Origin of the sequence: Plantactinospora sp. ZYX-F-223, from assembly GCF_039649625.1 — a bacterium.
Classification (GTDB): domain Bacteria; phylum Actinomycetota; class Actinomycetes; order Mycobacteriales; family Micromonosporaceae; genus Plantactinospora.
Genome location: NZ_JBDJAV010000013.1, coordinates 24334 through 36600, shown reverse-complemented (window position 1 = coordinate 36600; position 12267 = coordinate 24334). Strand labels below are relative to the sequence as shown.

Annotated in this window: 9 protein-coding genes; 1 reads left to right on the top strand and 8 read right to left on the bottom strand. The window is 71.3% G+C overall.

Translation table 11 applies throughout. From position 1 onward, the window contains the following. Window positions 1–27: 27 nt before the first annotated feature. From ccsB to hemL, 6 genes are all read right to left on the bottom strand, one after another. A complete protein-coding gene (gene ccsB, locus AAH979_RS15055) occupies window positions 28–1062 on the bottom strand; it encodes a c-type cytochrome biogenesis protein CcsB (protein WP_346258717.1) in 1035 nt (344 codons plus the stop codon). Continuing rightward, window positions 1062–2624 carry a cytochrome c biogenesis protein ResB gene (locus tag AAH979_RS15050; RefSeq protein ID WP_346258840.1) on the bottom strand — a complete coding sequence of 521 codons (1563 nt, stop codon included), beginning with the start codon at window positions 2622–2624 and terminating at the stop codon, window positions 1062–1064. The genes ccsB and AAH979_RS15050 overlap by 1 nt, the downstream gene beginning before the upstream one ends. 173 nt (window positions 2625–2797) lie before the next feature. After that, a complete protein-coding gene (locus AAH979_RS15045) occupies window positions 2798–3640 on the bottom strand; it encodes a cytochrome c biogenesis protein CcdA (RefSeq protein WP_346258716.1) in 843 nt (280 codons plus the stop codon). A gap of 73 nt (window positions 3641–3713) precedes the next feature. After that, complete coding sequence (locus tag AAH979_RS15040) at window positions 3714–4310, bottom strand: TlpA disulfide reductase family protein (RefSeq protein ID WP_346258715.1); 597 nt, start codon at window positions 4308–4310, stop codon at window positions 3714–3716. A gap of 1 nt (window position 4311) precedes the next feature. Further along, the gene (locus tag AAH979_RS15035) at window positions 4312–4962 is read right to left on the bottom strand and encodes a histidine phosphatase family protein (RefSeq protein ID WP_101368544.1); all 651 of its coding nucleotides are present in this window, start codon (window positions 4960–4962) and stop codon (window positions 4312–4314) included. 5 nt (window positions 4963–4967) lie between these two features. Next, the gene (hemL, locus tag AAH979_RS15030; RefSeq protein WP_346258714.1) at window positions 4968–6305 is read right to left on the bottom strand and encodes a glutamate-1-semialdehyde 2,1-aminomutase; all 1338 of its coding nucleotides are present in this window, start codon (window positions 6303–6305) and stop codon (window positions 4968–4970) included. A 164-nt stretch (window positions 6306–6469) separates the two neighbouring features. On the opposite strand from hemL, the gene AAH979_RS15025 reads away from it, so the two are divergent. After that, window positions 6470–6805 (top strand): STAS domain-containing protein, encoded by a 336-nt coding sequence (locus AAH979_RS15025; protein ID WP_346258713.1) that lies wholly within the window; start codon window positions 6470–6472, stop codon window positions 6803–6805. A gap of 188 nt (window positions 6806–6993) precedes the next feature. Here AAH979_RS15025 and AAH979_RS15020 read toward each other — a convergent pair whose 3' ends face one another. After that, entirely contained in the window at window positions 6994–7548 is a 555-nt protein-coding gene (locus AAH979_RS15020; RefSeq protein WP_346258712.1) for a response regulator, read from the bottom strand. A 43-nt stretch (window positions 7549–7591) separates the two neighbouring features. Further along, window positions 7592–11962 (bottom strand): HAMP domain-containing protein, encoded by a 4371-nt coding sequence (locus AAH979_RS15015; protein ID WP_346258711.1) that lies wholly within the window; start codon window positions 11960–11962, stop codon window positions 7592–7594. Window positions 11963–12267 lie beyond the last annotated feature (305 nt).

The following is a 12267-nucleotide window of genomic DNA, read 5'->3' as shown; positions in this document are numbered from 1 at the left end:
AGCCGCGCGCTGGAGGAGTTGGAAGCCTCAGTCGAGGCCGCCGTACGAGTGCAGGCCCTCGAAGAAGATGTTCACGCCGTACAGGTTCATCTGCATGGTCAGGAAGCCGAGTACGGCGATCCAGGTCGCCACCGGGCGCTTCACGCTCGGCGTGGCCCGGGCGTGCAGGTAGCCGGCGTAGACCACCCAGGAGATGAAGGCCCAGATCTCCTTCGGGTCCCAGCCCCAGTACCGCCCCCAGGCCGCCTCGGCCCAGACCGCGCCGGCCATCACCGCGAAGGTGAAGATCGGGAAGGCGAACGCGTGCAGCCGGAAGGTCAGCCGCTCCAGCGTGTCGGCGGCCGGCACCCGAGCGCCCAGGCTGTACGGGAAGCTCCGCTTGCCCTGGTCGTAGCCGTGCCGGATCAGGTACATCACCGCCGGCACGGCACCGAGCAGCAGGATGCCGGACGAGGTGGCGATCGTCGCCACGTGCACGACGAACCAGTACGAGTCGAGCGCCGGCACCAGCGGGACGATCGGTACGTAGAGCACCAGCCCGGCGACGGCCAGCAGCAGGACCATGGCCAGCGCGACGAAGAGTCCGAGGTGCCGCAGCGTCGAACGCCGGTAGAGCAGCACCAGCCAGCCGACCACCCCGACGAAGGTGACCGAGAGCAGGTACTCGTACATGTTGCCCCACGGCATGCGCTCGGCGGCGATGCCCCGGGTGGTCAGCACGGCGAGGTGGACCACGGCGGCGAGCACGGTGAGCGCGACGGCGGCCCGCCCGGCCAGCACCGCCCGGGGCGACCGCGGCCCGGCGGACGGGACCGGCGGGTCGGTGACGGGGAGCCCGGTCCCGGCGACCGGCGCCGGAGCGTCGACCGGACCGGATCCGCCGGCCGCGCCGACACCCGCCCCGACCAGCACCCGCTCGCGCTCGCGCTCGCGCTCGGGTCGCGCCGCCGCCCGGCCGATGACGCTGCGGGTGCCGAAGGCGTACTCGACGGCGTGGCAGATCATCGCCAGCAGGTAGCCCAGGATCGTGACCACCAGGAGTTGGTCGGACAGCGCGGCCATCAGTCGGTCCCCTCTTCCGTCGCCCCGTCACGTCGCGACCCGTCCGGTCGCGCCCCGCCGGGTCGCGGCACGTCGTCGCTTGGCGCCCCGCCGGATCGCGTCGCGGCGACGAGCCGGTCGAACTCGTCGGCGAACCCCGCGTACTCGGTACGCGGCAGGCCACCGACCTCCACCAAACTACTACGACCTGTCGTGGTCGCGTCGGCCGGTGCCGGAGAAATCCGGAACCAGACCCGGCGCCGCCGCCCGAACAGCGACGGCATCAGCCCGACCAGCAGCAGTACCGAGCTGATCAGCACGATCCGTTCGCCGGGGTCGTACCGGACCGAGATGGTGACGTACTGGCGGGTGCCGACGAACTCCACCGACGTGCCGTCGTCGAGCGTCCACTTCTCACCCGGGCGCAGCAGCTTCCCGTCGCCGAGCTGCTTGAGCTTGCCGCTGCTCACCTGGCGCTGGTCCAGCCGGTAGACCGAGCCCGGGATCCCGGCGTCCAGCCCGAGGTTGCCCCGGTACGCGAAGAGCATCACCGCCGGAGACCGCTCCGCCGGGTACGTGGAGCGGACGAACGGCGGCGCGTCCGGCGCGGTCGGGAAGTACAGCCCCTCGAAGGCGACCTGAAGGTCGGGGTTGCGCGCCCCGGTCACCGGGTCGAGGTTGACGTCCGGGAACAACGCCACGCCCTCGCTGGTCAGGTTGCCGTCGATGGTCAGGAACGCCTCGTCACTCTCCACCGACTCGCCGTTGCGGTCGGTGTATTGCAGGATCGGCGCGTATCCGTGCCCGAGCAGATAGACGCTGGCCCCGTCCAGCCGCAACGGGTCGTTGACCGAGAAGCTCGCCTGGTAAGGCGCCCGGTCGCCCTGCTCCACCAGCGTCGTCGCCCGGAACGACGACGGCTGCCCGGTCGGCAGGAAGCTCGCGGTGAAGTCGGTCAGCTCCAGGCAGAACGGCGGCAGGTCGCTGCTGTCCACCCGGTGCCCGAGCTTGGACTCCGCGTACTGCTGGAGCGTATTGCAGAACGCGTTGTCCTGGCCGGCGACCAGCAGCCGGTTGCCGTGCCAGCCGTACCAGGAGCCGAGGCCGATGCCGAGCAGCACCCCGATCAGCGAGAAGTGGAAGAGCAGGTTGCCGGTCTCCTTGAGATAGCCCTTCTCCGCCGACACGGTGTCGCCGCGGACCACCACCCGCCACCGCCGCCTGCGCAGCACCGCCGCGATCCGGGCCAGGTCCCCGTCGGAGTCGGTCAGCACGGCATGCCGGGGCAGCCGGTCCAGCCGCTTCGGCGTGGGCGGCGGGGCGGCGCGCAGCGCGCGGACGTGGTCGCGCAGCCGGGGCACGATGCAGCCGACCAGCGAGGTGAACAGGAGTACGTAGATCGCCGAGAACCACGGCGAGGCGTACACGTCGAAGCCGCCGAGCCGGTCCAGGATCGGGAAGAGGTCGGGATGCTCGGCGGCGTACCGGTTGACGTTCTCGATGTTGATGTTGCGCTGTGGGAGCACCGAGCCGGGGATCGCGGCCAGGGCCAGCAGGAAGAGCAGGATCAGCGCGGTACGCATGCTGGTGAGCTGCCGCCACGAGTTGCGCAGCAGGGCCAGCGGCAGCGGGGTACGGCGTACCCGGGACGGCTGGCCACCCCCGGTCGGGCCGCCGGCCGCCGGCGACTCGGCCTCGGCGACGCCGGCCGGCGCGGCACCCGACCCGGTCACGGCCTCCCCCTCCTCGGTCGACATCAGATGCTCACCTCGCCGACCCCGAACGTGGTCTGCAACCAGATGACCAGGTCCTGCCAGCCGCCGGTGACCAGGGCCAGCCCGATCGCGATCAGCAGCGCGCCACCGACCCGGGTGACCCAGCGACTGTTCCGGCGCACCGCCCGGAACAGCCCGAGCAGCCGGGAGAAGCCGAGCCCGAAGACCACGAACGGCAACCCCAGCCCCAGGCAGTACGCGACGGCGAGCAGCGCGGCCCGGTCCGCCTGACCGCTCGCCGTGCCCATCCCGACCACCGCACCGAGGGTCGGCCCGACGCAGGGTACCCAGGAGAGCGCGAAGACCGCCCCGAAGACCGGCGCACCGAGCAGGCCGGCCGAGGGCAGCCGGCGGATCCGGAACTCCCGCTGCATCCCGGGGACCAGCCCGAGGTAGGAGAGCCCCAACACCATGATCACGATGCCGATGCCGATCTCCAGCGGTCGCCGCTGCGCGAACAGCGCCTGCCCGACGGCGGTGACCAGCACCGCGGTCAGGGTGAAGACGACGGTGAAGCCGGCGATGAAGAGCAGCGTGCCGGCGAGCACCCGACCCCGGACCGCCCGGGGCGTCCGGACCGGCCGGGTCGCCACCGCCACTGCGCCGCCGGCCGCCTCCCCGCCCGGCCCGTCCGGAGCGCGGTCGGTCGCGGCGCGGCGCTGTTCCAGGTCGCTGCCGGCCAACCCGGTCACGTACGACAGGTAGCCGGGCACCAACGGCAGCACGCACGGGGAGAGGAAGCTGACCAGGCCGGCCAGCGCGGCCGCCCCGATCGCCAGCAGCACCGGCCCGCTCTCGGCCAGCTCGGCGAAGGTCTCGCCCATCAGCCCGCCCCGCCCGGCACCGTGCAGTTCCGGCCCGCCCGCGCCAGCCGCCGATCCGCACCCGGCCCGGCCATCAGTTCGGCCCGCCCGGCGGCTTCTCGTCGGCCACCCGGGCGACGATCGGCTCCAGCCTGTCCCGGGTGGTGCCGGCCCGGATCACCACCGCGATCCGGTTCTCCCGGTCGAGGACGATGGTGGCCGGGATCGAGTTCGGCGGGATGTCGAAGGCCAGCGCCAGCCGGCTCGGCGGGTCGAAGAGGCTGGGATAGCTCACCTTGTAGGCCGCCTCGAACGCCTTCGCCTTGTCCCGCCCGTCCTGGATGTTGATGCCGAGGAAGCGGACGTCCCGGCCCTTGGTCGCCTGGTAGGTCGCCTCCAGGTCGTCGGCCTCGGCCCGGCACGGCGCGCACCAGGAACCCCAGAAATTGATTACCACCACCCGGCCGCGCTCCCCGGCCAGGTCGTACGTCCCGCCGGTCAGCAGTTCACCGGAGACCGGCGGAGCCGCCGGGCGGTGCTCCGGCGCGCACTCGACGATGCCGTCCGTGGTCGTGCAGTCGTCCTTCCAGTCGTTCCCGCCTCCGTCGCCGCCCGAGCAGCCGGCCACGGCCAGCGCCACGGCGACGGCGAGCAGCGCGCCGAGGCCGGCGGACCATCGGGGGCGACTCACCTCATGCCCCCTTGGCCGTCCGGGCGGTCGGCGACATGGCGACCAGGTGCGCGGCCGGTTCGGTGTAGCCGATCCCGACGATCTTGGCACCGTCGAAGTGGAACGAGGTCAGGCTGGCCAGCCCGCACTGCCGCTTGCGCGGGTCGTGCCAGAGCCGCTTGTGCTCGACGTACCGGCGCAGGGTCCAGATCGGAAGCTGGTGCGAGACGCAGACCGCCTCCCGCCCCTCGGCGGCGATCCGGGCCGCGTGCAGGGCCGCGAACATCCGCTCGGCGATCAGGGTGTACGCCTCGCCCCAGGACGGGGTGACCGGGTCCCGCAGTACCCACCAGTTGCGCGGGTCCCGGAACGAACCGTCGCCGGGCGAGACCCGCTTGCCCTCGAACCAGTTGGCGCTCTCGATCAGCCGCTCGTCGACCCCGACCGGCAGCCCGAACTGCGCCGCGATCGGCTCCGCCGTCTGCTGGGCCCGCTCCAGCGGACTCGCCACCACATGCGTGACGTTGCGCTCGGCGAGCGCCTGGGCGGCCGCCTTCGCCATCTGCACACCCAGCTCGGAGAGGCGGTAGCCGGGCAGCCGGCCGTAGAGGATCTTCTCCGGGTTGTACACCTCACCGTGCCGGAGCACGTGCACGACCGTTGTGCTGCCCACGTTCCCTACCCCCCGTGACCGGCCGCCGCCGCAGCCTCCGCCGCGACCGGCAACACGGCCGCGACCTGCTCCAGCGCGGCGTCGTCCAGCGCCGTCGACACGAACCACGACTCGAAGGAACTGGGCGGCAGGTAGACCCCGCCGGCCAGCATCGCGTGGAAGAACGCCCGGAACGCCGCCACGTCCTGGGTCCGCGCGGTGTCGTAGTCGTAGACGTCCGCGTCGGTGAAGAAGACCGAGAACATGTTCCCGGCGTACGAGAGCCGGTGCGGCACCCCGGCGGCGGCCAGCGCGTCGCTCGCCAGCTTGCCCACGGTGGCGGCCGTCTCATCAAGCCGCCGGTAGGTCGCCGCGTCGGCGAGCCGCAGCGAGGCCAGCCCGGCCGCGGTGGCCAGCGGGTTGCCGGAGAGCGTGCCGGCCTGGTAGACCGGGCCCGCCGGGGCGAGCCGCCCCATCACCTCGGCCCGGCCGCCGAACGCCGCCGCCGGCAGCCCGCCACCCATCACCTTGCCGAAGGTGTAGAGGTCGGCGTCGACCGGATCGAGCCGCGCCCAGCCGCCCGCCGAGACCCGGAACCCGGTCATCACCTCGTCCAGGATCAGCAGCGCGCCGTGCGCGTGGGCGATCCGGGCCAGTGCCTGGTTGAAGCCGTCCCGAGGTGCCACCACACCCATGTTCCCCGGAGCGGCCTCGGTGATGACCGCCGCGATCTCCGACCCCTGGGCCGCGAAGACCGCCTCCACCGCCGCCACGTCGTTGTACGGCAGCACGATCGTCTCGCTCGCCGCCGCGCCGGTGACCCCGGGCGAGTCCGGCAGGCCGAGCGTAGCGACCCCGGACCCCGCCGAGGCGAGCAGCGCGTCGACGTGCCCGTGGTAGCAGCCGGCGAACTTGACGATCCTGCCCCGGCCCGTGAAGCCCCGGGCCAGCCGGATCGCCGACATGGTCGCCTCGGTCCCGGAGTTGACCAGGCGGACCTGCTCGACCGGGGTACGCGCGACGATCTCGGCGGCCAGCTCGACCTCGGCCCCGGTCGGGGCGCCGAAGCTGGTCCCGTCGGCGGCCGCTGCCTGCACCGCCGCCACCACCTGGGGATGGGCATGCCCGTGGATCAGCGGCCCCCATGAGCAGACCAGGTCGACGTAACGTCGCCCGTCCACGTCGAAGAGCCACGCGCCCTCGCCCCGGGCCATGAACCGGGGCGTGCCGCCGACGGCCAGGAACGCGCGCACGGGAGAATTAACCCCGCCCGGCACGAGGGTGCGGGCGCGGTCGAACAGGGCCTGGGAGGCCGGTGCCGCAGCCGGATAGCGACCGGGGCCGGCGGGGTACGTCTCACTCACGGTGCCGCCATTCTGTCAGCGCTACCTGTGCGCCCGGCACCCACCCCTCGGGCCGTCGCGCACGTCACGCCGACAGCCGATAACCCGAGCCCGGTCCCCTTACCGTCCGGCGGGGCGACCGGCCGTCAGAGGCCGGTTCGGCTAGGTCGCGATAGGCTGAACGGGTGAACCGGGCGGACCTGACCATCGGCGTGCAGCGCGGCACCGACGAGGTGACACTCATCCTCGCCGGCGAGATCGACATGCTCACCGCCGCCAGGCTGTCCAGCGTCGTCAACGAGGTGCTCGGCGACGCACCGTCCCGAATCGTGCTGGATCTCACCGATGTCACGTTCTGCGACTCGCAGGGCCTCGGCACCCTGGTCGTACTCAGTCGCAAGGCCAGCCACGCGCAGAGTCTGCTGGTGCTGACCAACGTCGGCGACTTCCTGCTCCGGGTGCTGGACATCACCGGCCTGCGCTCCGCCCTGATGATCCGCAACGAACAGGCCACCGGCTGACGCCACCGTCGGCCCGACGGCGACGCGACCACCCGACCGGCGACGCGACCACCCCGACCACGTCGGGGTTGGGGGCCGGATCGCCCGCGTCGGGATCAAGCCTGACCGCCCGGAGCGGGTGATCCGGCCCCCAACCCCCGCACGACGGCGCGGAAGCGACCTACGGCCTTGTCAGGCACCCGGCCCCTTCAGGCCACCGCACCCCAACGCGCCTGCTCCAGTACCTCCACCGCCCGCTCCCGCCCCGCCGGGTCGTCCGAGCGCAGCAGCGCCACCGCGTCGTCCACCGCCTCGGCCATCGTCCGCCACTGGTTGTCCCGTTCCCGGACCAGCTCGGACTGTGCGGCGAGTTGCCGCGTCTTCACCCACAGTTCGACAAAGACCGAGACCTTGGCCCGCAGCACCCACGGATCGAACGGCTTGGTCAGGTAGTCGACGGCACCGACGGCGTACCCGCGCAGGGCGAGCTGGGCGTCCCGGTCGGCGGCGGTGAGGAAGATGATCGGCACGTGCCGGGTACGCTCCCGCCGCTTGATGTGACTGGCGGTCTCGAAACCGTCCATCTCCGGCATCTGGGCGTCCAGCAGGATGACCGCGAAGTCCTCCACCAGGAGCTGCTTCAGCGCCGCCTCGCCGCTCTCCACCGCGACCGACTGGACGGGCAGCCCCTGGAGGATCGCCTCGAGCGCCATCAGGTTCTCCCGCCGGTCGTCGACCAGCAGGGCTTTGGCCAGCTCGCTCACTCGAACGTCCCCCCGCCTCGGATCGTGCCCGCATCATCCGCGCTCACCCCTCGACCTCCCGTCCGCCCCCGTTGACCCAGGAGGCCATCAGCTCGATCAACTCGTCCAGGTCCACCGGCTTGGTGATGTAGTCGCTCGCACCGGCGCCGAGTGCCGACTCGCGGTCCCCCGGCATCGCCTTGGCGGTCAGGAACACCACCGGCAGGTCGGTGAAGCGGTGGTTGCGGCGGATCGCCCGGGTTGTCTCGTAGCCGTCCTGGTCGGGCATCATCGCGTCCATCAGGACGATGTCCACCTCCGGATGCTCGGCAAGCAGGCGCACCCCGTCCACCCCGTTGTCCGAGTAGAGCACCGTCATGCCGTGCAGCTCCAACGCGCTGGTCAGGGCGAAGACGTTGCGGACGTCGTCGTCGATGATCAGCACGGTGGCGCCGTCGAGCTGCCGGGCCGCCGGGGTGATCGGCCGGTCCGGCTCGTTCTGGGTACGCAGCATGGCGGGCAGCCCGCCCCGGGGCGTCTGCATCGGCGGCACCGGCACCGGGGCGACCACCGCGTCCGGGGCCAGTACGTCCGGTACGAAGAGGGTGAACGTCGAGCCCTGCCCCGGTGCCGACGACACCGTGATGGTGCCGCCGATCAGGCGGGCCAGGTCGCGGCTGATCGACAGCCCGAGCCCGGTGCCGCCGTACCGCCGGCTGGTGGTGCCGTCGGCCTGCTGGAACGCCTCGAAGATCAGCCCGAGCTTGTCGTCCGAGATGCCGATGCCGGTGTCGATGACGGTGAACGCCACCACCTGGTGCGCGGTCGCCAACGCCGGTACGTCGAAGAACGCTCCCTCCGGCGCCGGACCGATCCGCAGCGTCACCGCCCCGTTGTCGGTGAACTTGACCGCGTTGGAGAGCAGGTTGCGGAGGATCTGCTGCAACCGCTGCGCGTCGGTGACCAGGGTCGGCGGCAGCTCCTTGGAGATGCGTACCTGGAAGTCCAGGCCCTGCTCCTCGGCCTGCGGCGCGAACGCCTGCTCGACGTAGCTGCGGATCTCGGAGAACCGCACCTCGGTCGGCTCGACGTCCATCCGGCCCGCCTCGATCTTGGACAGGTCGAGGATGTCGTCGATCAGTGAGAGCAGGTCGGAGCCGGCACTGTGGATGGTGCGGGCGAACTCGATCTGCTTCTCGGTCAGGTTGTCCTCCGAGTTGTCCGCCAGCAACCGGGCCAGCAGCAGCAGCGAGTTGAGCGGCGTACGCAGCTCGTGGCTCATGTTGGCCAGGAACTCCGACTTGTACGCCGAGGCGCGGGCCAACTGCTGCGCCTTGTCCTCCAGACCGATCCGGGCCAGCTCGATCTCCCGGTTCTTGGTCTCGATGTTGCCCTTCTGCTCGGAGAGCAGTTGCGCCTTGTCCTCCAGCTCGGCGTTGGTGCGCTGGAGTTCGGCGGACTGTTCCTGCAGCTCGTGGGCGAGCCGCTGGGACTGGGAGAGCAGTTCCTCGGTACGCCGGTTGGCCTGGATGGTGTTCAGCGCGACGCCGATGGTCGAGACCAGCCGCTCCAGGAAGGCCAGGTGCAGGTCGGAGAAGGGCGAGACGCTGGCGAACTCGATGACGCCGAGCAGTTCCCCCTCGAAGAGCACCGGCAGCACCACCAGGTCGGCCGGTGCCGTGGCAGCCAGTCCGGAGCGGACCGTGAGGCTGCCGTTCGGCGGGGCGCCGACCCGGATCGTCCGCCGGGACAACGCCGCCTGCCCGACCAGCCCCTCACCGGGGCCGAACGTGACGTCGTGGTGCCGGGCCACGTAGCCGTACGACGCGGTGAGCCGCAACCGCATCACCGCCTCGTCGGTGTCGGCCAGGAAGAACGCGCCGAGTTGCGCGTCGACCAGCGGGGTCACCTCGGTCATGATCATGCGACAGACCTCGCCGAGGTCCCGCTGCCCCTGGAGCAGACCGCCGATCCGGGCCAGGTTGGAGTCGAGCCAGCCCTGCTCGGCGTTCTTCTTGGTGGTCTCCCGGAGCGTGACGATCATCTGGTTGATGTTGTCCTTCAGCTCGGCGACCTCGCCCTGCGCCTGTACGGCGATCCGCTGGGTCAGGTCGCCGGTGGTGACCGCCGTGGAGACCTGGGCGATCGCCCGGAGCTGGGTGGTCAGCGTGGCGGCGAGCTGGTTGACGTTCTCGGTGATGTCCCGCCAGGTACCCGAGACGCCCTTGACCTGGGCCTGACCGCCGAGCTTGCCCTCGACGCCGACCTCCCGGCCGACCCGGGTCAGCTCGTGGGCGAACGACGAGAGCTGGTCCACCATCGTGTTGACGGTGCCCTTCAGCTCCAGGATCTCGCCCCGGGCGTCGACGGTGACCTTCTGCGACAGGTCACCCCGGGCCACCGCCGTCGTGACCGAGGCGATGTTGCGGACCTGGGCGGTCAAGTTCGACGCCATCGAGTTCACGTTGTCGGTCAGGTCCCGCCAGGTGCCGGAGACCCCCTTCACCTCGGCCTGACCGCCGAGCTTGCCCTCGGTGCCCACCTCCCGGGCCACCCGGGTCACCTCGTCGGCAAACGACGAAAGCTGGTCGACCATGGTGTTCACCGTCTGCTTGAGTTCCAGGATCTCACCCTGCGCGTCGACGGTGATCTTCTGGCTCAGGTCGCCCCGGGCCACCGCCGTCGACACCTGGGCGATGTTCCGCACCTGGGCGGTCAGGTTCGACGCCATCGAGTTCACGTTGTCGGTGAGATCCCGCCAGGTGCCGGCGACGCCGCGCACCTGGGCCTGGCCGCCGAGCTTGCCCTCGGTGCCCACCTCCCGGGCCACCCGGGTCACCTCGTCGGCAAACGACGAAAGCTGGTCGACCATCGTGTTCACCGTCGACTTCAGCTCCAGGATCTCGCCCCGGGCATCGACGGTGATCTTCTGCGACAGGTCGCCCTTGGCCACCGCCGTGGTGACCGAGGCGATGTTGCGGACCTGGGCGGTCAGGTTCGACGCCATCGAGTTCACGTTGTCGGTGAGATCCCGCCAGGTGCCGGAGACCCCCTTCACCTCGGCCTGACCGCCGAGCTTGCCCTCGGTACCCACCTCCCGGGCCACCCGGGTCACCTCGTCGGCAAACGACGAAAGCTGGTCCACCATCGTGTTCACCGTCGACTTCAGCTCCAGGATCTCGCCCTGCGCATCGACGGTGATCTTCTGCGACAGGTCGCCCTTCGCCACCGCGGTGGAGACCTGGGAGATGTTCCGCACCTGCGAGGTGAGGTTGCCGGCGAGCTGGTTGACATTCTCGGTCAGCGCCCGCCAGGTGCCGGAGACGCCGCGTACCTGGGCCTGGCCGCCGAGCTTGCCCTCGATGCCGACCTCCCGGGCCACCCGGGTCACCTCGTCGGCGAAGGACGAGAGCTGGTCCACCATGGTGTTGACGGTGTCCTTCAGCTCCAGGATCTCGCCCTGCGCGGCCACCGTGATCTTCTGGCTCAGGTCGCCCCGGGCGACCGCCGTCGACACCTGGGCGATGTTCCGCACCTGGGCGGTCAGGTTCGACGCCATCGAGTTGACGCTGTCGGTGAGGTCCTTCCAGGTGCCGGCGACGTTCGGCACCTCGGCCTGGCCGCCGAGCTTGCCCTCGGTGCCGACCTCCCGGGCCACCCGGGTCACCTGCTCGGCGAAGAGCCGCAGCGTGTCGGTCAGCCCGTTGATGGTGTGCGCCAGCTCGGCGACCTCGCCCTTGGCGGAAACGGTGATCTTCTGCGACAGGTCGCCCCGGGCCATCGCCGTGGTCACCTGCGAGATCGACCGCACCTGGTAGGTCAGGTTCGACGCCATGGTGTTCACCGAGTCGGTGAGGTCCTTCCAGGTGCCGGCGACGCCGCGTACGTCGGCCTGGCCGCCCAGCTCACCCTCGGTACCCACCTCCCGGGCCACCCGGGTCACCTCGTTGGAGAAGGACGAAAGCTGGTCGACCATCGTGTTGACGGTGCGGCCGATCCGCAGGTATTCACCGCGCAGCGGCCGGCCGTCGATCTCCAGCGCCATGTGCTGGGAGAGGTCGCCGTCGGCGACCGCCACGATGACCCGGGCGATCTCGGTCGTCGGCCGGCCCAGGTCGTCGATGAGCTGGTTGATCGCCCGCTGCCCCTCGGCCCAGGCGCCGTCCAGCCCCTCCTCGTCCAACCGCTCGGTGAGCCGGCCGTCCCGACCGACGATCCGGCTGATCCGGCGCAGGTCGAGGTGCTGCCGTTCCTGGAGGGAGACCACCTCGTTGAAGGCGTCGGCCACCTCGCCCGCGACACCGGCCCGGCGGGGCAGCCGTACCTTCAGATCGCCGCGACGGACCCGGCGCAACGCGTCGGCGAGTTCGCTGAGCAGCACCGCGTCCTCGCTGGCGGACCGCTCCTCGGCAGAGATCTGTTTCGCCGTGGTCATCGTTCCTCGCTCAGGTTTCGAAGGAGGTGGGCCAGCCCGGCCGGCCCGCGCCGCCAGGTGGTCGGCGAATCCGCTCTGCCGCGCCCGCGCGGTTCCGCGCGGGCGGCGACCACACCCATCATTGTGCCTTTCGTCCACCCAATGCCACCCTCGGCGCACACCGGAGTCGGGAGCGGCAGTCGGCGGGACCAACCAGGAGGTAAAGCGGGCAGAACGGTCAAGTGGGGCACGGTTCAGCGTAGCGCGGCCCCGCTCCGACCGCCTGCCGGGCACGAGCGCGGCGCAGACGTGCCCGGCCCGGATAG

Bases quoted from the DNA above. Each gene is read 5' to 3' on its own strand.
- AAH979_RS15050 (WP_346258840.1), bottom strand. From the start codon at position 2,624: ATGCGTACCGCGCTGATCCTGCTCTTCCTGCTGGCCCTGGCCGCGATC.
- ccsB (WP_346258717.1), bottom strand. From the start codon at position 1,062: ATGGCCGCGCTGTCCGACCAACTCCTGGTGGTCACGATCCTGGGCTAC.
- AAH979_RS15015 (WP_346258711.1), bottom strand. From the start codon at position 11,962: ATGACCACGGCGAAACAGATCTCTGCCGAGGAGCGGTCCGCCAGCGAG.
- AAH979_RS15045 (WP_346258716.1), bottom strand. From the start codon at position 3,640: ATGGGCGAGACCTTCGCCGAGCTGGCCGAGAGCGGGCCGGTGCTGCTG.